We start from the raw sequence: 21,699 nt of genomic DNA, 5'->3' as shown, positions 1-21,699 counted from the left end.
CCGCCCCGCCGGTTCCGGTCGCTTCGTGTCCCTGCATCGGCTCCGCCTTTCACGGCCGGGGATTTCCCGTGTTCTCCCTGCGCGGCCGTTTCGGGTCACGAGCATACCCCTCATGCGTGCGTTGACGGGGAGAACACGGGCCTTTTGGGTTCGCGCGTGTCCGCGGGTGGTTCGCGCGTCTGGAGAACCGTCGTGAACTGCACATATAGCGACATTCATAAAGAAATGCACCCCTTTTCTCGTGTCATGGAAAAGGGGTGTTGTGTGCGGGAAAAGGTGTCATTACGGGATATCATGCACCGCTTCGCGATTCGCCGTGCTCCCCGGGGTCTCGTGTTTTCCGGATTCCGCCCTCGCGGGGTTCCCGTGTCCTCCGTTCCGGACGAACCACTACCAGCCGAGGATGTCCAGCGAGGTCTCCAGGTTCTCCCGCAACTGGTCGCGGCGCGCCGTGAGGGCCTCCTCGTGCTCGGCGACCAGGCCCTCCAAGGCGGCGCGCTCGGCGGCGACGAAGGCGTCCAGATAGCCGGAGGAGTCCGCGCACTCCAGCGCGGGAACCGCTGCCTCGGGGTCCGAACCCTCACCGGAGAGCGGTGTTCCGTGGAACCCGTCCACGGCACCGGCCATGCACGCCTCCCAGGCCACGGTGGCCTCGGCGACGGCGGGGCCCTCCACGGCGACGAGGTAGGACTCGCCCAGAAGTTCCTCCACCAGGAGGTGGGAGTCCGGGGTGTCAGGGCCGTCGCCGTTCCCGTCGGTCCCGTGCGCCGGTGCGCCGTCGGGGTCGATCCGCTGACGGGCCCGGCCCACGCACCCTCCCTCGGGCACGGTGTCACCCGAAGGGGTGCTGAGGCCCTCTCCGGTGCTGAGGACCGCGCTCCGCGCCTGCTCGCGCAGGTCCGCGTCGCCCCCGAGGAGGTAGGGGTCGGCGACGTCGTCGAGGGGGAGGGAGAAACCGTGCTCCTCGGCGATGTCGGCGCGCGTGTTCCCGTACCTGCGGTACTCGTTGTGGGGGCCGAAGGCGCGCATGGTCAGGGGGTCCATCTCCATCGCGGAGTTGACCTCGGCCTCGTATCCGAGGTCCACCAGGCACTCCACGGTCAGCGTGTCCTCGGCCCTGCGCACGACGTACCCCTCGTACTCGTCGAGCCGGTAGTCGTACACCGGCAGGTGCAGGCGCTCGCTCAACCCGGCGTCCATGCCCGCGTAGGGGTCCTCCGGGCGGACGAAGGCCGCGGTCTCCTCCGAACCACTGTTCCCCTCGCCGCCTTCGGGAGAGGACGGGGGAGAGGAAGAGGGAGAGGGCTCGGCACCGGACGCACCGTCGGCGCACCCCGCCATCGCAAGGACGAGGGCGCCCGAGAGCAGGGCGGGGAGGGCGGCGGTGAACAGTCGGAGGGGGATGTCCACTGGGGCTCCAGGGGGGGAGGAGTCGTCCGGGCCGGGGGAGTGGGAAGCCCGGTGCGACGAGCCTAACCCCCTTCCCCCGGCCTCCCCCGTCAGGCCCCCAGCGCCTCGTCCATCCGCGCGGCCAGGTCATCGGTGAGCAGGTCGATGTAGGTGCTGGTGATGTGCCCGGAGTCGCGGTAGACCATCACGTTGCCGATCACCGCGGGGCACCCGCCGTCGACGCAGAACCGGTCGGTGAGGTCGACCCAGTGGACCTCGCCCCCGGACTCCCGGGCCGCGATCTCCTGCGGGTCGGCGTCCTGGAGCGCGTCCTCCTCGGACCGCTCGCACGCTGAGGGGTCGTCGAGGTTGGCCGCCACGCACTCCACCACGTCCCGGCGGGCACGCGGGGTGTCGCGCAGTGCGACGACCTCGCCGCTGACCTGCGCCACCTCCTCCCACAGGCGGCCCATGCCCTCGGCCACCACGGCCAGGTCCTCCTCCGGGGTGGTCTCCTCGGCCGGGTCGCTGGCGGTGGAGGAGCTGGTGAACACCAGGTCCGGCCGCAGCTCCTCCAGCTCGTTGACCACCGCGCGGTTCCAGTCACCGCACGCCGTGTACGGGCCGCCGTCGGGGCCCTTCATCACCGTGTCCGTGAAAGCGCACGAGGACTTGGTGTAGAGGTGCAGCCGCCAGCCCCGCTCCTCGGCCATCCCCTCGAGAGCGGTGACCCACTGGGCGCTGTGCGAGTCCCCGAGCACCGCCACGTCCCGGGTGGCGTCCTCGGGACCGTACACGCACGGGTCGGAGGGGTCGGTTTCGGAGTGCGAGGCCTGGCAGTCGTCGTCGTACAGCGTGGGCACGTCGTCCTCCGCGTTGACGGGGGAGGGGTAGAGCGGCCCCACGTCAGTGGTCTGGCCGAGGGCGGCGGGACCGGTGTGCACCGCTGGGTCGAAGGTCACCGACCGCTCCTGGTCGGCCCGGACGTACACCGCGCCGCTCACGGCGGCCACCGTCACCACGCCCGCGGTGGCCACGGCCAGGGCGGAGCGGCCGCGGCGGACCAGGCCCCGGTCGCGCACCGGGTCCTCCACCCACACCTTGGTCGCCCACGCCAGCAGAACGGACAGGGCCGCGACCGCCAGGGCCTCCACCGCACCGAGGCTCTCCTGTCCGAGCAGCACCAGCGCGAAGACGATCAGCGGCCAGTGCCACAGGTACAGCGAGTACGACACGTCACCGATCCAGCGGGCGGGCGCGGTGCTCAGCAGCCGGGACGCCGACAGCCTCGCGGGGGAGTCCTCGGCCGCGATCACCGCCGCGCTGCCCAGGGCCGGCAGGATCGCCGCCCAGCCGGGGAAGGGGGTGGCGTCGTCGTAGGCCACCGCGGAACCGATGATGGCGGCCAGGCCGAGCCAGCCCAGGGGCGCGCGCCAGCGCTCGGGCAGGCTGCCGTGCGCCAACCCGACCGCGAGCAGGCCGCCGACGGCCAGCTCCCAGGCACGGGTCGTCGGCAGGAAGTACGCCGAGGCCGCCTCCTGCGAGGTCAACAGCACCGAGCAGACCAGGGACAGCACCAGCACCGCGCCCAACAGGACGATGAGGGTCCCTGCGCTGGCCCGCCAGCGGCGCCGGGCCAGCGCCCACACCACGAACAGGAGCGGCCACACCAGGTAGAACTGCTCCTCCACCGACAGCGACCAGAAGTGCTGGACGGGGCTGGGCGGGTCGTCCGCCGCCAGGTAGTCCACCGCCTGCTGGGCCAGGTAGAGGTTCTCCACGTAGGCGGCCGAGGCCACCAGCTGCCAGGCGGTGTCGACCAGACGGGTGACGGGCAGGAGGAAGAGCGCGACCGCGCCGGTGACCAGGAGTACCGTCGTCGCGGCGGGCAGGAGGCGCCGGATGCGGCGCACGTAGAAGCCGCCGATCGACACCTTGCCGTGTTCGGTGGCCTCGCGGTACAGCAGTGACGTGATGAGGAAGCCGGAGATCACGAAGAACGCGTCGACGCCGACGTAACCGCCCGGTAGCAGGGCGGGGTTGAGGTGGTAGACGAGGACCAGGAGGACGGCGACGGCGCGCAGGCCCTGGACCTCGGGCCGGAAGCGGCGTCCGGTCCGGGCGGGTGCTGAGAACATGGGCTGGCTCCGAGAGCGGGCTCGGCGACGAGGGCGGGTCCGGGGGGTGAGTCGCGGGGGATGATCGCATTCTGTGCCGTTTCGGAGACCCGAGGCGACCCCGGAGCCGACACGGCGGCAGGTGTTCGTCCAACAGGGGTGCGGGGGACACGTTCCCTTGGTCGGGTGTTCGCCTGGCAGGCTCGGGAACCGTTGGCGTGGCGGTGGTTCTCCGGGGGCCGGCGGGACGGTAGTTCTCGGTGGTGCTCGGGGCGTGGTTCTCGGAGGTGTGGAGTCGTGCCGGAGGGGACGCGGAAGGGCGAGGCCCACGGGATGTGTGGGGAGCGTGGGAATGTGCGGTTCGGGGCCCGAGGCATGAGGCCCGTCCGACGGGTGTGACGTGGTCGCGGGGTGTGTGGAACCGTTCGTGACGCGTCCGCTCCGGATCTGGGGCAGACTGTCGGATGTCGCCGGAAGGGACCGCGCCGGTTCGCCCGGGACCGCGCCGCGGAGCCCCGTTCGCCAGAGCGGGTCCGGCCGGTGCGACCGCGCCGCGAGAGGAGGCACACCGTCACCCCCGTCACCCCCCTGACCCGCGCGCACCTCGTGGCGGCAGCCACCGTGGTGGTCGTCGTGCCCTGTGTCCTGTACCCCCTGATCGGTCTGTGGACCCTGCTGTGGATTCCGGCCGTGCTGGTCCTGGGCGCCCTCGCTCCGAACCTCGGGGACGTCGCGGCCGCCGTGAGGGCTCCGACGGCCGACGACGCGACCGCGGACGCCTCCCCCGGGCAGGCCCACGACGGGCAGGCCCACGACGGACGGGACGGGACGCTCCGCGCCTTCGGCGAACGCGGCGGCGCGCGCGGCACCCGGATCCGCCCGGTCGCGCTGCCCAGCGCCGCGGAGGACTACGACCTGGTGTTCTGCGCCGTGGTGCACTGGCGGTGGGAGGGCCACGTGGACCTGAGCCTGCGCAACCCGGTCGCCCCCGCCGTCCTGGCGGTGGTCACCCGCGCCTCCGAGCTGGCCCGCGGCGTCGAGCCCGGCGACCACGGGACGGCCGAGTGTGAGCTGGCCGCCCGGCTCGCGACGGAGACGGCGGTCACCGGAGCCGGGGTCGTGGTGTGGGCGGAGGAGGTGAGCCTGCGCCTGCCGGAGGAGGACGCCGAGCGGCTGCGCCGCATGGCCGGTCTCCGCAAGGACCGCGAGCTGCGCGAGGCCGTCCGCGACGCCGAGGAGCAGCTGGAGGACCAGTCGCCCGCCCGGGCGCTTCCCCCGCACCTGACCGCTTCCCCCTCCCCGCGCCCGAACGTCGCCCCGCAGTCAGCCGTGGAGGGCGGCCTCGACGCGTTCGGCGGTCTCGGCCCGTTCGACGAGCCGCTGGACGACGCGCCCGACCTCGGTGAGGACGACGGACCCGACCCGCTCCCGGGCCCGGGCAGCGACGTCGACGGAGAGGGGTACGAGAGCTACTGGTGGCCAGCCGAGGGCGAAGGCCCCGAGTCGGCCGAGCGCGACGTGCAGGTGGCCATCCTGCGCGGGCTGGTCGACTCCTTCGAGGACGTCGAGGAGCGCGCGAAGTTCGTCCATGAACAGGTGATCGTTCTGGAACGCGGCGGCTTCACCGAACTGGCGCTGCGCATCCGCGAGGAGTACCCCGAGCCGGACGCGCGGGAGGCGCGGGGTACGGGGACGACACGGACGGACACCGAAGAGCCCCGGTGAGCGCCGGGGGCCCCGACCACCTGGGTCGAAGCCCCCGTGCGGGACTCTGGCAGCCGGTGCCAGCCGTCGCCGAGGATCCTGCCGCCGCCGCCCGGTGACCGGTCGCTTGCCGGTCACCGGATCAGCGAGCGTTCCGTGCCGCCGCTTACGCGGACCCCTCTCAGACGGAGGGTCCGGTCTTCCTTCGCCGGGTGAACACGAAGGCGGCCACACCGGCCCCGATCGCCACCACGGCCGCGCCGACCAGCCCCCACAGACTCGTGCCGGTCACGGCCAGACCGCCGTCCGATCCGGCTGCCTGCTCGGGTGACGGGGACGCGGAGGGCTCCTCACCGGGCGTCTCCTCCGTGACGGGACCCTCACCCGGCTGCTCCTCCTCGGGGGCCTCGGGCTCCTCGCCGCCCGGGGTCGGCTCGGGCTCTCCCGGTTCCTCGGGGGTCTCGCTCCCGCCGGGCCCGCACGGGGTCAGCTCCGCGGAGAAGTCACCGTTGTGCAGTTCACCGTTGCCGACGACGCCCGCGGACAGGGAGCCGTGCTCGAAGGAGGCGGCGATGACGTTGCCCTCGATGTTGCTCGGCGACAGCCAGCTCACCTTCGCGTCGGGAGCGAAGACGGTGCCCTCAAGGGTCCGGCTGTCGGGGGTGAAGGTGACGGCGGTGGCGTCCCCGAAGTTGAACAGGACGTACCGGGCCTCCTCCAGCCCGATCCCGGCCATGTTGGGGGTACGCCACTCGAACCGTCCGTCCACGCCCGAGGTGTCGACGTTGACGAGGAGCGGCGCGTCCGGTCCGGGCCTGTCCTCGAAGGTGATGACCTCCAGGGCGGCCAGGTCCTCGGCGGCGACGTTCCACACGTTCTGGGCGCCCCGGGCCAGCGGGAGGGTGACGTTGGCGCCCTGGTCGAAGGGCGGCAGGGCCTCGGAGCCGTCGCCCGTCCGCAGCGGGGTCACCCCGCCCTCGCACGCGGCGAGCCCGGCCGAGCGCTCGCGGTAGGCGGGGAACAGGCTCGCGACGTCGAGGGCCGCGCCGGTGACGGACTCCTGCGGCTGGCGGACGGTGAGAGAGATCCTCGGTGTGCTCTCGCGGCCCTCGGGACCGGCGACCACGGTGTTGACCTGGGCGCCGTTGTGGTCCGTCGTGCTGATGTCGGCGTCCGCGGCGTCGTCGACCTTGACGTACCCGTTCTGGAGCACCTTGAGGTCGCCCTCGCTGGTACCGAAGTCCACCCGGCCGTTCACCAGGAGGGCGGCGGGGCGCTCGTCCCCCTCGGCGGTGTAGGAGCCGGGCGTGTGGGCGGCGACGTTGTAGTCGCCGAAGACGAGGTCGCCGCCGACCGCGACGGCCCCCTCGGACTCGTTGCCCGCGAGGACCGCGTCACCTTCGGTGACCACGAGGAAGCCCTGGTTGCCGGACACGGGGTTGACGGCGGTCTCCGCCAGTGCGGGGGCGGCGGGCAGCAGCCCGAAGGCCAGGAGGGCGGAGGCGGAGGCGCAGGCCCCTCTCAGGAGCAGTGAGGGGGTCTGGGGGCTTCTCGGCATCTCGGATGTTCCGTTCCGGAGTCTTTGTGCTGGCGGGGAAGGGGTGAACGAGCGGGGGAAGGAGAAGGGGAGGGTCCCTCCGGGAGTGTGCCGGGCGGGGGGTGACGTCCGGTCGCCCTGGCTGCGGAATCCGGTTGTACCTTCTGCTTCCAGGCGGGCGTCGGGAGTGCGCCCCGCGACCACGGACGGTTCTGGGAGCGCTCCCTTGCCCTCGCCGCTCGGGGTCCCCATCTTCCACGCACGACACGCGCTTCCGGTTGCCACGCCGGTCGTCGTTGTTCCGCTTTCGTGTCCTGCGCGGTGGTGTCGCCGGTCCGGGGGCCGCGGTCCGCCTACGCGGCCGACCGGTCGGGGTTCGCGGCCGCCGGACGATGGCCGGGGACGTCGGCCGGTGCCCAGGGCCGCTGTCAGAACCCGCTGGTCAGAGGCCGTGGGCTCTCGGGTCCGTGTCGGCCAGGCGTGTGAGGAGCTCGCCCAGCAGGATGCGCTCGCCGTCGCTGAACTCCGCTTCCGACCGGTCGAGGACCGAGCGCAGGGCGATCGCCCGCCGTGCGGGTTCGCGGTCCCCGCCGGGCCCGGATCCGGGTCCGGCTGCGACGCCTCCGTCGGGACCGTCGCCGGCGTCGGGGGCGGACGTGATCGCCGCGATGACCGCCTCGCGCGTCCTGGCGGACAGCGACAGGTCGCGCCGGTCGGGGTCCGCCCTGATCAGGCTGAGGGTGACGCCCATGCCCGCCGCGTGCACCATGTCCGCCGCCTGTTCGACACCGACGACGAGCCGACCGGCCTCCGCGATCCGGTGCACCAGCGTGAGCAGTACGCGTCGGGCCTCCCGCGTGGTCTCGCCGCTCCTGCCCGGTACGGGGTCGCCGTACATCAGCAGGTAGTGGGCCGGGTTCTCCACACCGAACCCGACGTGCAGGTTCCAGCCGTTGCGCAGGTCCTCCACCGGGTCGGACGAGGCGGTCTGGGCTGTCTTGCGCGCCAGGTAGCGGGTGAAGCCGTCCGCCGCCACGGCGTCGAGCAGGCCGTTCATGTCACCGAACAGGCGGTAGATCGTCGGGGGCTGCACCTCGGCCGCGGTGCTGACGGCTCGCGTGGTGACCGCGGTACGCCCGTGGTTCCTGAGAAGGTCTGCGGCGGCCTGGATGACCTTCTGCCGGTTGTCGCTGCGAGAAGCCATGTATCGATGATAACGGGATCTTGATATCGGCGTTGTGTTATCGTCGATCAAGCATTATTGTTATCGCTGATATCAGAGCGTGGGCGGGAGGCCGCCCCGACGGGAGGACGAGCATGGGCAGCACCGAACGGCGTGTGGCGCTGGTGACCGGCGGGTCGCGGGGTATCGGCCGGGCGATGGCCGAACGCCTCGCCGCCGACGGCCAGGACGTCGCGATCGTGTACGCGGGCAACACCACCGCGGCGGAGGCCGCCGTCGCCGCGGTCGCCGACGCGGGCGGCAGCGCCGTCGCGCTCCGGGCCGACGTCGCCGACGAGGACGCCGTGCGCGCGGCCTTCGACGCGGTCGAGGAGCGGTTCGGCGGCGTGGACGTCGTCGTCAACTCCGCCGGGATCATGGTCCTGGACACCGTGGCCGACTTCGACCTGGCCGACCTCGACCGCATGCACCGGACCAACATCCGCGGCACCTTCGTGGTCAACCAGCAGGCGGCCAGGCGGGTCCGCCCGGGCGGGGCGATCATCAACCTCTCCACCTCTGCCGGGAAGCTCGCCCTGCCGACCTACGCGGGCTACGCCGCGTCCAAGGGCGCCGTGGACGCGATCAGCCTCGTGCTGGCCAAGGAACTGCGGGGCAGGGACGTCACGGTGAACGCCGTCGCTCCCGGGCCCACCGCCACGGACCTGTTCCTGGAGGACAAGAGCGAGGAGCAGGTGAAGCGGCTGGCCGGGATGAACCCCTTCGGGCGCCTCGGCTCGCCCGAGGACATCGCCGAGGTGGTCTCCCTCCTCGCCGGGCCCGGCCGCTGGATCAACGGCCAGACCCTCTACGCCAACGGCGGCATGGTCTGAGCCGAACGAGGCGTCCGGAGACCGCCGGGAGGCCTCCGGGGGAGCGGGGCCGGGAGCGCTGCCTGTCGGGGAGCCCCCGGCCCCGGGCGCTTCGCGGTGAACCGCGTGCCTCGTGACGAACCAGCGCAGCGGCGCACCGCGTTAACCCGGGTGAGAACAGGCCACCCTGCCCGTGGCGGGTCCGCGACGAAGGAACGGAAGAGACATGGCCACAGACACGGAGAAGCCCGCACCCGCGTCTCCCACCGCCCCGCTGACCCCTCTGGCCGCTGCCGTCGGCGCGGGTCTCCTCGCGGGTCTCCTGACCTCCTACGGACAGGGACTGCTTCCCCACGGCCTGGCCTCGATAGCGAACTCGTCCGGGACCTGGAGCCTGATCGCCTTCCTGGTCGGCATGCTCTCCCCGCGCCCGTGGGTCTCCGCGATCGCGGGCGCCCTGTCGCTGGCGGCGATGGTCCTCGGCTACGACATCGCCTCCGTCCTGCGCGGATTCGCCGTCATGGCGGGGTCGACGGCCTTCTGGCTGACCGCAGCCGTCCTGGTGGGGCCGGTCCTCGGCTGGGGCGGTAACGCGCTGCGCACACGGACCCGTCTCGCCCCGCTGGCGGTGGGCGCCATGAGCGGCGTGCTCGTCGGTGAGGGCGCGTACGGTCTCCTCTACATCGCGGACACCACGTCCCCCGTCTACTGGTCCTGCTCCATCGCCGCGGGCGCGGCGTTCCTCGTGTGGGCCGCGGCACGGCGGCTCCCCGTCCCGCGCTCGCGCTCCCTCGTGCTCGCCGCGGGGACCACGGCCGTGGTGGCTACGGCCTTCGTCGTGGTCTACTCCGGCGACCTCATCCTGTGGTTCGCCGGCTGACGCCCCGCGCCCCCCAAGCCGCCCCGCGCTTCCCACGTCCAGGCGGGCCCGTGCCCCCGGGGGAGGCCGGTGGAGGAGCCCGGACCTCACCCCGGTCGCGCGGTCCGCGTCCCCGCGCTTGCGGCCGGCCCCCCGGGCTGGCGCACCGGGTCGGTGCCGGGAGCCGAGTCCGAACCGTGCTCGATGACGCGCAGCATGTCCCGGATCTCCCGGAGCAGCGACGCCGGCACCGTCCCGAGCCGGACGCCCTGTTCCGCGAGCCCCTCGGCCTCGTTGAGCGTGCGCCAGGCCTCCAGGAGATCGCGGCGGGTCATGATCCCGGCCAGCAGCTTCATCGCCCGCAACTGTCCCGAACGGTGCTGGAGGCCCCGGTAGCCGTCCACCGCGACCCTGGCCATCTCCTCGGCCTCGGGCAGCCGTTCGGCCTGTTGCAGTGACTCCGCCGCCATGCGGTGCGCGCGGGCGTGCCACCACTTGTCACCCAGTTCCCGGAAGCCCTCGGCGGCCCGCAGCATCTCCTCCTTGCCCCGCTCCCGGTCCGCGGCCATCCGGGCCTGTCCCAGGACCAGGCACGTGCGCCACCGGCCCCAGTCGTCACCGATCTCGACGAAGGCCCGCTCCGCGTCCCGCAGCCGGGCGATCTGGTCCGCCACCTGCCAGGTGTCGCGCAGCCTCTCCCGCCGGCGCAGCAGACCGCGCGCGGGCCGCACCTCGGCGCAGCGTTCGGCGTACTCCAGGCCCCCGTCGGCGAACAGCCCGGCCACCCGGGCCCGCTGCCTGTCCGGCCAACCCGGGTCGCGTGCGGTCAGTCGGCGGCGGTCGCGCTCCCGCGCGGGACTGAGCAGCAGCTCGCACTCCCAGGCCTCCCGGTTGAGCTCGTTGGTCGACAACCGGCCCAGCGAACGCAGGTAGCGGGCGTGGTACCAGTCCCCGTTCGGCGCCCGGGAGAGCCGTTCCCGCTCGTCCTCCAGCAGGAACCAGGCGTTGAGCGTGAACCCGCGCAGCCGCAGCACCTCGCCCTTCTGCAACCGGACCCTGGCCCACTGCTCCTGGGAGTCCTGGGAACCCACGAGCAGGTCCTGCGCGCGGGTGAGCGCCTCGTAGGCCCGCTCCTGGTAGCCCTGGAAGCGGTCCACCTCGGCCAGGTTGCACAGGGCGCGCACCTGCCACCAGCGGTCCCCGTGCTCGGAGAAGATCCGCACGGCCTCCTCGATCTCGGCCCGGCCGTCGTCCAGGTCGCCCCGGCGGTACAGGTTCACCCCGATCGCCCGGTGCGCCCGCGCCCTCCAACGCGGATCGGCGGCCGACCCCAGCTGCTCCAGGATGTAGAGCGCGGTCAGGGCGCGCTCGTAGCCGGTGTCGTGGTCCCCGTGGCCGCTGGCCACCTCCGCCCGGTCGAGCAGCGCGACCCCGTAGGCGAGCGGCTCGCCCATCTCCAGGGCCAGAGCGGTCGCCTGCTGGGTGGCCTCACGCACCGCCTCCCACTGTGTGCGCCCCGTCCGGCACAGCACGGCGAAGGCCCGGCGCAGCCGCCACCCGTACCCGATGGCCCGCTCGCGCTGTCGCTCCCGCTCGGTGGCCCGTCCGCGCGGCGGGTCGTCCTCGGCGGTTCCGCGGGGCTGCGTCCAGTGGAAGCAGACCTCGAAGCCCCGCAGCTCGGTCTCCAGCCACGCCATGGGGTCGGCCGGACCCCTCGGCCCGACCCGGGCCGGTCCCCCCTCGCCGCGTTCCGAGCCCTCGCCGCCGGGCAGGGACGCGCCGAAGCTCCACTCGTGCGGCGCGGCCCGGCGCGCGGCCGCCTCCGCGATCCGGTCGAAGGCGCGCAGCAGCCGTTCGACCGCGAGCCGCAGCTCCTCCCGCGACCAGTCGGGCAGCTCCTCCTCCGGCACGCCCAGGACCCGGGGCCCCGCCGTCAGCAGGGTCTCGCGGACGTGGTCGTGCAGCTGGAACCGGTCGAATCCGCCCGCCTCGTACAGGTACGTCACCAGGTACCGGTGGCTCATCCGCAGCAGCAGCGGCTTGGCCTCGTCCTCGGAGACGTCCAGCAGGGCGGCGGCCGACCACGCGGTGAAGGTGGTCAGACCGGCCCCGGCCAGGCGGCTCAGCAGCAGCCGCTCCCGCGGTTCGCACTGCTGGAGGCTGAACGCGAGCGACTGGGCGATGGCCTGCGGCCCGGGCACGGTCAGCCGCAGGGCGGGGTCGCTCATGTGGCGCATCAGGTCGGCGGCGCCCGGCCCCCGTTCCTGGGTGACCTGCGTGCTCACCAGGCAGATCGCCAGCGGGAACCCGTGGCACGCGGAGACCAGGCCGGGCAGCGCGGCGCGGTCGGCCTCCGACAGGGGGCGGGGCGAGTCGCGCACCAGCCTGTCGAGCAGTTCCATGCCCTCCGCGTGCGGAAGGGGGTCCAGATGCCTGCGCAGCATGGGCTGTGCCGCGTCGGGGAAGTCGTTGCGGCTGGTGACCAGGACCGCGCACCCCCTGCCGCCGGGCAGCAGAGGCTCCACCTGGGCGTAGTCCTTGGCGTTGTCGAGGACGACGAGCAGTCTGCGCTGCTCGGTCGCGGTCCTCCACAGCACGCCCAGCTCCTCCGGGGAGGCCCCGTCGGGCGGACGGCCCCCGATCTCGGTGATCATCTGGATGAGGACCTCCTCGGGCCGACGGGGCTCGCGGCGCGCCGGGGCGATCGGGTCGGAGCCCTCGGATCCGCCCTTGCGGGAGCGGTGCCCCGGAGCGGACCGGCCGAGTGCGGAGGGACGCGCCTCGGCGGAGGCCTCGTGCGCCGCGCTGCCGTAGAGCTCGAACTCCAGCTTGCCGTCGGGGAAGCGGTCGGCCACCCTGTCGACGATCTGGGCGGCGAGCTGGCTCTTGCCGGTGCCGCCCTCGCCGGTGATCGCGATGGCCAGCGGGCCCCGGGAGTCGCGCCCCCCGGCCCTCCACGCGGGGCGGCCGACCAGGCGGCGCGCGCCCCGGCGGGGGAAGCGGGCGAACTCCTCCAGCAGTTCCGCCATGAGGGCGGTGTGGCCGGTGAAGTGGTCGACGGGAGGAGGCAGCCGTCGGCGCAGCGCGGGTTTCTCCTCGGTCCGCTGGGACTGGTCGAGGCGGTCGAGCAGCGCCTGCGCGGAGGCGGTCACCCCCATGCCCAGGAGGGCGAGCACCACGACCAGCAGGCCGCCGTTCTCCGGTATGAGGTCCGGGAGCCCCTGGAGCGCCGTGCCCAGCCCGACGAAGATCACCAGGCCCGTGGCCAGCCCGCTCTGGATGGGGCGCCGCCTGCGCGGGGGTGCTGCGACGACCTCCTTGCGGGAACCCTCGTCCACGCTGTCCCTGCCCTTCCCGGAAGACGTCGGCCGGAAGACGTCGAATCTCCGTGTGCGCCGGGCCCGCGGATCCTGCCGCCCGGTGGGAGACCGATCCTCGCGGCGTCGGGAGCCCGGTGTCCAGACGGCTGCGGGCGTCCCCCGTCTGCGTTCACCCATTCGTTGCCGCCCCGCCATGCGGAGTGCACCTGTCGCCGTCGCGTCCGGGTGCGCGTGTTCGGGCGCGGGAGCTCCGACCGTTCGGACAAGCCGTCCACGTGTCACCGCACGGGCGAAGGTCCCGGGGGCGAGGTGAGGGTACGGAACGGCGGCCACGGGATGAAGAGGACGCGGGTGTCCGCGCGGCCGTCGCTGACCGCGGTGAGCCGCGGTTCCCGGACACCGATGAACCTCACCGAGGCGTGAAACACGGCTATCGTGGGCTCTGCCGGGTACTTCTCCTCTCAGGTTTCCCCCCAAGGAGGCCCATGTTGCAGTTCGTCCCTCCGGACATCGCCGAGTCGCCCCTGGTATTCGTGTCAGAGGACGGATTCCGCGGATCGGATGGCCGCAGACCTTCGTCACGGTCCGCCGGACGTCCTTCGGACCCCTCGTCGGAGGCGCCGCCTTCATCCGAGAGCACCCCTTTGACCGGACGGGTCTTCCTCGGCGGACCGATCTCCGTGCCGGTCACCCCCGACTACGTCGCAGAGGCCCCCGACCTGCGGGCGTTCGTGGAGCGGGAGGCCGAGCACAGCGCCTACCACCTGGTGCACCTGTCGGTCTCCTTCAGGAGCGCTCCCGGCCTGCCCCGTCTGTACACGTCCTCTGTGGAGCTGCGTCTGTCCTCCCCCTCGAAGGTCCGGGCCCCGGTGGCCTGGTCGATGTCCCCGCTCCGGGTCAGCGACGTGAGCCAGACGGAGCGGACGTTCAGCCTGGGGCCCGAACTCAAGTTCCAGGATGTCGAGATGACGGTCGGAGGCTATGAGGCGAGCACCTCCCGTACGCGGGCCGTTCCCTTCCTCCTGGGGGTACGGGAGCTGCGGGAGGACCCGGGGTGGGAGTTCACCCGTACACGGACGATGTCCCTGGACGGGTCGCACCGGCTCGTCCTCGTCGTGCGTTCCGACCGGACCGCGCCCACCGGGGTCACGGTCACTGTCCGGGCCAGCACGCGGGGGAACCTGCTGCGTCGGTACAAGAGCGCCCTGCCCAAGCCGTTGACGCTCACCGCCGTCCTGTGAGAGGAGGACCGCGGTGGACGCACAACTGACACCTGAGGAGATCGATCAGTTCATCCGGCTCTTTCCCCCGGGGCAACGCGCGCGCCTCGTTCTGCGGGAGGCCGGATTCCCCTCGGCCTCCGTTCCCGCATCCGCCGACACCGCCGGCGACTTCTGGGAACAGGTGGCGGTGGAGCTCTCTTCCGGCACCATGGAGGACGGGCGCCGCCGTGTGCTGGAAGCGGCCCTGCGGCGCTATCCGCACAACCCCGTCTTCCTCGCGGGCTACGCGGAACCCTCCCGCGCCGAACCCCCCGTTCCCGGGGAGGGGCGCCCGTTTCGGGTCCTGGTCATGAGCGCCAACCCGCGGGGAACGGAGCGCTGCGGCGTGGAGAGGGACGCGCGGGCGGCCGTGGACGCCCTTCGGCCCACCGGCGCCGAGATCGAGCTGGTACTGGCAGCCCGGTCGACCGACCTGCGACGGGTGCTGGAGTTCAGACCCCGCGTACTCCATCTGGCGTGCCACGGCGAAGGCGACAACCTGGTGTTCGAGGACCTCCACGGCGAGGCGCAGCACGTGCCCGCACGCGACATCGCCAGGGCCCTGGTCCACTACCGGGACGCGTCGGGGGCAGGGCTGCACGGTCTGGTCCTGGGCTCGTGCGACGGAGAACACCTCGCTCCCCACCTCACCGCGGCGGCCGAGGTGGTGGTGGCCCACAAGGGGCGGCTGGACGAGCCCTGCGCGGTCGCCTTCAGCGAGCACCTGTACCACCAGTTCGCCCGGGACGACGACCTGGGACTGGCCGCCGAGGTCGCCTCGCACCATGTCCGGCTCACCGACGCGTCCTGTGCCCCGGTCACGGACGGTCTGCTGGTGATGCGAAGAGAACTGGGCTGATCGGTACGGCGGCACGATCGCACCGCGTCACACTGTCCCCCTCTGAGAGCCAGGAGCGACGAGAGATGTTCGAGAGGTTCGCCGACCGGGCGAAGCGTGTGGTCGTCCTGGCCCAGGAGGAGGCCCGGGAACTCTGCCACCACTACATCGGGACGGAGCACCTGCTGCTCGGCCTCCTCCAGGAGGGTGAGAGCGTCGCGGCGGTCGTGCTGCGGGGTCTGGGGGTCGACTACGGCCGGGGTCTGGCCGAGGTGGCCAAGGTCATCGGTCGCGGGCAGCGGCGTCCCACGGGGCACATCCCCTTCACCCCGCGTGCCAAAAAGAGTCTTGAACGCGCACTTCGCGAATCCCTCCGCCTCGGCCATGACTACATCGGTCCCGAGCACCTGTTCCTCGGTGTCCTCCGTGAGGGGGAGAGTGTGGCCGTTCAGGTGCTTCTCAACCTCGGGATCTCGGTGGACCTGGTGTTTCAGCGGATGGATGAGGCCCTGGCGGAGGAGCCCGGGAGCGAACGGGGGTACCGGGACCCGGACCCTTCCGAGGGAGCCGGTGACGGAGCGGGCGGTACCGAGCGCGCGGAGCTTCCGGTGTCCTCCCCGGGGGCAGCTCCTGAGGCCGAGGTCAACCCGCAGCGGGACATCACCCTGTCGGCCGCGGAACGGGACCGGCTGCACGAGGCCCTCGCCGTCGTGTTCCCCGTTCGCCGGGTGGTGGAGAGAGTCCTTCGGGGAACCGACTACCCCCTCGCGCGTCTGCCGAGCTTCGAGGGTTCCTCACCCCTGGACGCGTGGGACGCCATCCTGCTCGACCTGCAGCACGGGATCATCCGGGCCGGGTTCCACCAACTCCTCGCGGCGGTCGTCCGCACGTACCCGCACCACCCCGTGTTCCGAGCCCTGGCCGAGGAACACGGGGTGGTGCGAACCGACCTCCCCACCTCTTGAGGGGGCCGCACACCCCGTGTGCCGTGCTGCCGTGGAACTCGGACTCCGGCCTGCCGTCGGCTCGGTGCGGGTTTCTTCGGGCCGGTGGGACCGGTCGGGGAGTTCGAGCGGTACCTGCGCGGAGGCGACCCTCCCTCTGTCGGGGAAGGCGAGCGCCACGACCCACGGGCCGCCGTTCTCCGACAGCAGGCTCGGGAGCCCCGGAGCCCCTGAAACGCCGTGTCCGGACCGACGAAGAGTACGAGTCCGGTGGCCGGTCCGCTCTGGGACCGGTACCACCTGCGCGGGGGTGCGGTGACGGCCTTCGCTTCGGTGACGGGGACGCGGTCGTATCCGGACCGTGACCGGGGTCGTCGGCGGGGAGGGATGGCTGCCCGCGTGGGGTAGCTCGGAGGCGCTCTGAGCAGGGAGAACCGTTTCGGCGTGATGGCCGGGGGTACATGGGGCGAACATGCACGCATAGCTCTCAAACGGCAATGAATCGGGCAGGCGGTCGAGATCTCCAGGACGCGGCCGACGGCACGGGCCCGTCGCCGGGAAGCGGGGACCCCGGCGCGTGGCCGAACCGTTCAGAAGGGTGCGCAGAAGGTGAAACGGAGTACTCAGGACAGCGGAGGAAGTGCGGGCCGGACCACCAAGGGCAGTGGCCGGAGCGCCCCGAGGGACGTCGCGCCGACCGAACAGGAGGCCGTGGCGGGGCCGGCGCGGGCGAAGCGGTCGGCGGCCCCGCCCAAGGCCCCTGCGCCCCAGGCCCCCGAGCCGGAGGGTGAGCACACCGGCCGCGTCCCCGGGACCGAGCGCCCCGGACGTGCCTCCGGGGCCGAGGACCCGGACGTGCTCCTCGACGTTCCGGTGGTGAAGGTCGACGAGATCCAGCTGGAGGTCGAGAACCTGCGGGCCTCCGTCTCCCTCCAGGCCGAGGTGTTGGACCTGCTCAAGCTCAAGGTGGGGGCGGACGTCGAACTCGGCCGCGTCAGCCTCACCCTCAAGGGGGTCGAGGCCCAGGCCCTGCTCAAGGTCCAGCTCGACAACGTCCGGGACATCATCACGCGGGTCCTGCAGACCATCGACGCCAACCCGCAGATCCTGGAGCACGTGACCCGGGGGGTGGAGTCCTCGCTCGACCAGGTGGCGGGCGGTGCGGGGCAGGCCGCGGGAGCCCTGGGCCGGGGCGCGGGGAACGCGGTGGAAGGCGTGGGCCGGGGCGCGGGGAACGCGGTGGAAGGCGTCGGCCGAGGTGCCGGAAACGCCGTGGAAGGCGTGGGCCGAGGTGCCGGGAAGGCCGCGCAGGGTGTGGGCGGGGGAGCTGGGAAGGCCGTGGAGGACGTCGGGGATGTCGCGGACGTCGTGGAGGGCTCCGACGACACCTCTGAGAAGTGACACGGCTGAGAAGTGACACGGCTGAGAGGCGGGCGGTCGAGGAGCAGGGAACCCGGGTTGCCGTGCCCGGCGGCCCGGAGCGCACCGGAGGGGAAGCGGGGGCGGGAGGCCATGGACGACAGGGACGGACCCGGCTACGACGTGGAGATCAGCGCCTCCGTGTCCGCGGACGAACTGACCTTCGGCGAGGTGCCGGAGGTCAGGTCCCGGACCTGGGGGAAGCCGGACCACGAGGGCACCTCCGGCAGCGAACGCTCGGGGCTTCCCCACGGCGTCCGCTCCGGAGTGGTCTACACGGACATCCACGTGGACTACCGGCTCGCGAGCCGGATCCGGATCTCCGGGGAAGCACCGCCGGACCGCGGTTCCGAGCAGGAGTGACCGCCCCGCGACGCCCGGGCTCCGGAGAGCCAAGGGCCGGGAAACCGAGGCGGGTGTGCCGCGCTGGTCAGTAGCCGGCGGACTTGTCGACGACGTTCACCAGCGGTCGGCCCTGGGCGTGGCGCTCCAGGTTCTCGACGAAGACGTCCACCCCGCGGCGCCGGGTCGCGGCGGTCGTCGCCCCGTTGTGCGGGGTGACGATGACGTTGGGCAGGTCCCAGAAGGGGCTGTTCTCCGGCAGCGGTTCCTCACCGTGGGCGTCGAGCCCGGCCCCGGCGATCCATCCCTCGGTGAGTGCCCTCAGCAGCGCCCGGTCCTCCACGATCCCGCCGCGTGAGACCACGACGACGTACGCCGAGTCCTTCATGGCCCTGAGTTCGGCCTCGCCGACGAGGTGTTCGGTGGCGGGCGTGTCCGGCGCCGTGACCACCACGAAGTCGGACTCGGCCAGCATCCGGTGCAGGTCCTCGGGAGCGTGGACGGCGTCGACACCGAGGGAGGGGCGGTCGGTCCGGCGCCGTACCCCCACCACCCGCATGTGGAAGGCTCGGGCCTTGGCCGCCAGGTCGAGGCCACAGTTGCCGAGGCCGATGATCCCGCAGGTGAGGCCGTTGAGCTCACCGTGCTGGAAGCGCTCCCAACGGTGCTCGGACTGAGCTCTCGCCCACCGGGGGGCGTTCCTGTTCAGCATCAGCATGAGCATCATGGCGTGCTCGGCCAGCGGGACCGCGCCGTTGCCCGCCGAGGAGGTGAGGACCGCTGGGTGCTCGTCCAGCCCGGCCGCGAGATCGGTGTTCACCCCCGCCGCCCAGCTGTGCACCCAGCGCAGGGAGGAGGCCAGGGCCAGCTGCTCGCCGCTGAGGGTCCCGGCGACGACGGTCGCCGATCCCAGGAGGTCGGCGCGGTCGCCGAGCCCGTCCACGAACTCCACGGGGGAGCCCGCCGCGGCCGCGCGGATGCGCTCCCTCTCGTCGGGGTCGAGGCGTCCGCTCACGAGTACTCGTCCGTGCTCGGGCACGAACATCACGTCCTTCGTACGCTCTGGTAATTTGTGGCTCATATTGGTCCGACCGGTCAGGTGAGTATAGGGAAGGTGTGTGCCGGATGCCACAGGAGGGCCGCCCCGTCCTGCGCGCCGTCGAGCACGCCAAGGTCTACTCCTCGGTGGTCGACCAGATCCTCGCCGGGGTGCGTTCGGGGGCCTTCCCGCCGGGGTCGCCGTTGCCCGCCGAACGCGTGCTGGCCGAGAGGTTCGAGGTCGGCCGCGGTTCGGTCCGCGAGGCGATCCGCGTCCTGGAGCACGCGGGAGTGCTCGACGTGCGCGTGGGCAGCGGGACCTACGTGGTCGGTGACGGAGGGTCGGAGGAGAACGCCCTCCGGGTCCGCGCCGCGGTCGCCGGAGAGCACAGCCCGCTCGACCTGATCGTCGCCAGGGCCTCCCTCGAACCCGTGTGCGCCGAGCACGCAGCGACCGCGAGGACCTCCAACGACCTGCGAGTACTCCAAGAGCTGGTCCTCAAGCAGGAGCGCGTGGTCCGGGAGGGCGCGGACCCCTCGGCGGTGGACGCCGACTTCCACCTGGCGGTGGCGGCGGCCTCCCACAACAGCGTGCTCTTCGCCCTGGAACGGACCCTGGTCGACCTCATGCGCGAGCCCATGTGGAGCGAGCTGAAGGGCCGCTCCCGCAGCCGGGAGGACCAGGCGGAGCACTACCTCGAACACCACCGGCAGGTCTTCGGCGCCATCGAGCGGCGCGACCACCGCCGGGCGCGGCAGCTGATGGCCGTCCACATGAGCGAGATCGAGACGGGACTGCTGACGGAGCTGGGCTCCCCGCGAGACGAGACGGGTCCGCCCGGACACTGACCTGTTGACACGGAACGCGGTACCCGCTTAGCTTCGCCATCGGTCAGGTGGTCGGACCAATCACCACGGGTCCGGCCGATTCTCGCACCGTGGTGAAGGAGAGAACCGTGGTCACACCCCGCTACGCCGTGAACTGCTCGATCATGATGAAGGACCGCCCGCCCGAGCAGAGGCTGGCCGCGGTCCGGGAGGCCGGGTTCGAGGCGGTGGAGTTCTGGTGGCCGTTCGCGGAGCCCGTACCCGCCGAGGCCGAGATCGAGTCCTTCGTCGACACGGTCCGCGCCTCGGGCCTGCGTCTGGTCGGGCTCAACCTCTTCGCCGGCGACATGCCGGGCGGTGACAGGGGCGTGGTTTCCTGGCCGGACCGGGCCGAGGAGCTGCGGGCCAACACCGCGGTGGTGCGCCGCATCGGGGAGGCGCTCGGCTGCCGGTCCTTCAACGCCCTGTACGGCAACCGCCGCGCGGACGTGTCCGACGCCGGGCAGGACGCCGCGGCCGTGCGCGCCCTGGGGGAGGTCGCGGGCGAACTGGCCCGGATCGGCGGCACGGTGCTGGTCGAGCCGGTCAGCGGCACCCCGGCCTACCCGCTGCGCACGGCGGACGACGCCGTGCGGGTGATCGAGCGGGTCGAGCGCGAGACGGGGGCGGACAATCTCGGCCTCCTGTTCGACGTGTACCACCTGGCCGCCAACGGCGACGACGTCCCGGCCGCACTCGCCCGTCACCGGGAGCGCGTCCGCCACGTCCAGGTGGCGGACGCCCCCGGCCGGGGTGCCCCCGGGACGGGCGAACTCCCGTTGCGCGACTGGGTGACGGAGCTGGCCGGGGGCGGATACGCCGGTTGGACCGCCCTGGAGCACACGGGCGACGGGCCGGACCCCTTCGGCTGGACGCGCTCGTCGGACCTGCCGGGCCTTCCCGGCGCACCGGCGGCGTGAACCGGCAGCCGGTCCGACCCGCACGACACCCCGGCGGGGAGTCCGACCCGCCGGAGCGACAACGAATCGACCAGAAGGAGTCCGCAGTGAGTGTGCGAACGATCGCGTTCATCGGTCTCGGCGTCATGGGCGCCCCCATGGCGGTCAACCTCGTCCGTGCCGGATTCGACGTGGTGGGGTACAACCGCACCGCCGCGAAGACGGAACCACTGGTGAGCGCGGGAGGCCGCGCCGCGTCCTCTGTGGCCGAGGCGGCGCGCGGGGCCGACGCCGTCATCACGATGCTGCCCGACTCCCCGGACGTGGAGTCCGTGGTCCTGGGCGAGGGCGGCGCCCTGGAGCACATGCGCCGAGGTGCGCTGCTCATCGACATGAGCACGATCCGCCCCGACACCGCCCGTGCCGTGGCCCGGGCGGGGGAGTCCGGGGGGATCGCGGTCCTGGACGCGCCCGTGAGCGGGGGCGAGCAGGGGGCGGTCGAGGCGAAGCTCTCGATCATGGTCGGCGGCGAGGCGGAGGCCTTCGCCCTCGCGCGGCCCGTGCTGAACGCGCTCGGCGCGACGGTGGTCCACGTCGGCCCGGCCGGAGCCGGACAGACCGTCAAGGCCGCCAACCAGCTGATCGTCGCCGGGACGATCGAACTCGTCTCCGAGGCGCTGGTCTTCCTCCAGGCCCACGGCGTGGACCGCGACAGCGCGGTGCGTGTGCTCTCCGGGGGGCTGGCGGGCAGCACGGTGCTCGACCGCAAGGCCGCGTCGATGCTCGCGCGCGAGTTCGACCCGGGGTTCAGGGTGGACCTGCACCACAAGGACCTCGGGATCGTGACGGCCGCGGCGCGCGAGGCGGGGGTGGCCCTTCCTCTGGGAGCGCTCACGGCGACCCTGATGGGATCGCTGCGCGCCCAGGGCCACGGGTCCCTCGACCATTCCGCGCTGTTGCTGCAGGTGGAGCAGCTGTCGGGGCGTGACGGAGGCGCGGAGGGCTAGGTGTACTGACCTGAGAGGTTGGTGACGCGGGAGGCGGGAGGGCCACCGATCGCGGTGTGGAACCGGTGATGATTGTAGTGATGCAACCACCCCGCGAACGCCTCCCGCCTTTGTGCTTCGCTG

The 21,699-nt window shown here is 72.6% G+C and carries 17 protein-coding genes and 1 pseudogene; 11 read left to right on the top strand and 7 right to left on the bottom strand.

Translation table 11 applies throughout. The annotated features are described in order from the left end of the window. Positions 1-390: 390 nt before the first annotated feature. A complete protein-coding gene (locus HGB44_RS28910; protein WP_061082634.1) occupies positions 391-1,410 on the bottom strand; it encodes a hypothetical protein in 1,020 nt (339 codons plus the stop codon). 89 nt (positions 1,411-1,499) lie between these two features. Then, positions 1,500-3,527: an acyltransferase family protein gene (locus HGB44_RS28905; protein ID WP_061082635.1), complete on the bottom strand. Its 2,028-nt coding sequence runs from the start codon at positions 3,525-3,527 to the stop codon at positions 1,500-1,502. A gap of 519 nt (positions 3,528-4,046) precedes the next feature. Between HGB44_RS28905 and HGB44_RS28900 the strand changes: the two genes are divergently transcribed. Next, positions 4,047-5,231: a hypothetical protein gene (locus HGB44_RS28900; RefSeq protein WP_061082636.1), complete on the top strand. Its 1,185-nt coding sequence runs from the start codon at positions 4,047-4,049 to the stop codon at positions 5,229-5,231. Between the two features lie 160 nt (positions 5,232-5,391). Here HGB44_RS28900 and HGB44_RS28895 read toward each other — a convergent pair whose 3' ends face one another. Together HGB44_RS28895 and HGB44_RS28890 are read right to left on the bottom strand one after the other, a co-directional pair. Further along, positions 5,392-6,768, bottom strand: coding sequence for a choice-of-anchor A family protein (locus tag HGB44_RS28895; RefSeq protein ID WP_061082637.1), 1,377 nt, complete (start codon positions 6,766-6,768; stop codon positions 5,392-5,394). A 421-nt stretch (positions 6,769-7,189) separates the two neighbouring features. Continuing rightward, a complete protein-coding gene (locus HGB44_RS28890) occupies positions 7,190-7,951 on the bottom strand; it encodes a TetR/AcrR family transcriptional regulator (protein ID WP_061082638.1) in 762 nt (253 codons plus the stop codon). Between the two features lie 113 nt (positions 7,952-8,064). Here HGB44_RS28890 and HGB44_RS28885 point away from each other — a divergent pair, with 113 nt between their 5' ends. Further along, positions 8,065-8,802: an SDR family oxidoreductase gene (locus HGB44_RS28885; protein WP_061082639.1), complete on the top strand. Its 738-nt coding sequence runs from the start codon at positions 8,065-8,067 to the stop codon at positions 8,800-8,802. 205 nt (positions 8,803-9,007) lie between these two features. After that, positions 9,008-9,661 (top strand): DUF6518 family protein, encoded by a 654-nt coding sequence (locus tag HGB44_RS28880; RefSeq protein WP_061082640.1) that lies wholly within the window; start codon positions 9,008-9,010, stop codon positions 9,659-9,661. Positions 9,662-9,747: 86 nt separating this feature from the next. Here the strand turns inward: HGB44_RS28880 and HGB44_RS32585 are convergent, their stop codons facing one another. Further along, complete coding sequence (locus tag HGB44_RS32585) at positions 9,748-12,978, bottom strand: MalT transcriptional regulator family protein (RefSeq protein ID WP_061082641.1); 3,231 nt, start codon at positions 12,976-12,978, stop codon at positions 9,748-9,750. A gap of 626 nt (positions 12,979-13,604) precedes the next feature. Between HGB44_RS32585 and HGB44_RS28870 the strand changes: the two genes are divergently transcribed. From HGB44_RS28870 to HGB44_RS28850, 5 genes are all read left to right on the top strand, one after another. Next, positions 13,605-14,201 (top strand): hypothetical protein, encoded by a 597-nt coding sequence (locus HGB44_RS28870; protein WP_061082642.1) that lies wholly within the window; start codon positions 13,605-13,607, stop codon positions 14,199-14,201. Between the two features lie 13 nt (positions 14,202-14,214). Next, positions 14,215-15,081: an effector-associated domain EAD1-containing protein gene (locus HGB44_RS28865; RefSeq protein WP_061082643.1), complete on the top strand. Its 867-nt coding sequence runs from the start codon at positions 14,215-14,217 to the stop codon at positions 15,079-15,081. 65 nt (positions 15,082-15,146) lie between these two features. After that, positions 15,147-16,025, top strand: a complete 879-nt coding sequence (locus tag HGB44_RS32890; RefSeq protein WP_061082644.1) for a Clp protease N-terminal domain-containing protein — start codon at positions 15,147-15,149, stop codon at positions 16,023-16,025. 690 nt (positions 16,026-16,715) lie between these two features. Further along, on the top strand, positions 16,716-17,405 hold the full coding sequence (locus tag HGB44_RS28855) for a hypothetical protein (RefSeq protein WP_061082645.1): 690 nt from the start codon (positions 16,716-16,718) through the stop codon (positions 17,403-17,405). A 111-nt stretch (positions 17,406-17,516) separates the two neighbouring features. Then, the gene (locus HGB44_RS28850) at positions 17,517-17,786 is read left to right on the top strand and encodes a hypothetical protein (protein ID WP_061082646.1); all 270 of its coding nucleotides are present in this window, start codon (positions 17,517-17,519) and stop codon (positions 17,784-17,786) included. Positions 17,787-17,853: 67 nt separating this feature from the next. Here HGB44_RS28850 and HGB44_RS28845 read toward each other — a convergent pair whose 3' ends face one another. After that, positions 17,854-18,810: a D-2-hydroxyacid dehydrogenase gene (locus HGB44_RS28845; protein ID WP_061082647.1), complete on the bottom strand. Its 957-nt coding sequence runs from the start codon at positions 18,808-18,810 to the stop codon at positions 17,854-17,856. 80 nt (positions 18,811-18,890) lie between these two features. Between HGB44_RS28845 and HGB44_RS28840 the strand changes: the two genes are divergently transcribed. The 3 genes from HGB44_RS28840 to HGB44_RS28830 all read left to right on the top strand — a co-directional run bounded on the left by HGB44_RS28840 (position 18,891) and on the right by HGB44_RS28830 (position 21,576). Next, complete coding sequence (locus HGB44_RS28840; RefSeq protein ID WP_061082648.1) at positions 18,891-19,652, top strand: FadR/GntR family transcriptional regulator; 762 nt, start codon at positions 18,891-18,893, stop codon at positions 19,650-19,652. 107 nt (positions 19,653-19,759) lie between these two features. Beyond that, positions 19,760-20,590 (top strand): hydroxypyruvate isomerase family protein, encoded by an 831-nt coding sequence (locus HGB44_RS28835; RefSeq protein WP_082768554.1) that lies wholly within the window; start codon positions 19,760-19,762, stop codon positions 20,588-20,590. An 86-nt stretch (positions 20,591-20,676) separates the two neighbouring features. Next, complete coding sequence (locus tag HGB44_RS28830; RefSeq protein ID WP_325097005.1) at positions 20,677-21,576, top strand: 2-hydroxy-3-oxopropionate reductase; 900 nt, start codon at positions 20,677-20,679, stop codon at positions 21,574-21,576. Here HGB44_RS28830 and HGB44_RS28825 read toward each other — a convergent pair. Beyond that, positions 21,573-21,699: pseudogene (locus tag HGB44_RS28825) on the bottom strand (IS481 family transposase); the annotation flags it as partial. The gene HGB44_RS28830 and the pseudogene HGB44_RS28825 sit on opposite strands and share 4 nt — an antisense overlap.

Origin of the sequence: Nocardiopsis alborubida (assembly GCF_012396365.1) — a bacterium.
In the GTDB taxonomy this organism is placed as follows: Bacteria; Actinomycetota; Actinomycetes; order Streptosporangiales; family Streptosporangiaceae; genus Nocardiopsis; species Nocardiopsis alborubida.
Note: the sequence above shows the minus strand (reverse complement) of the source record. Positions and strands in the feature narration are given on the sequence as shown.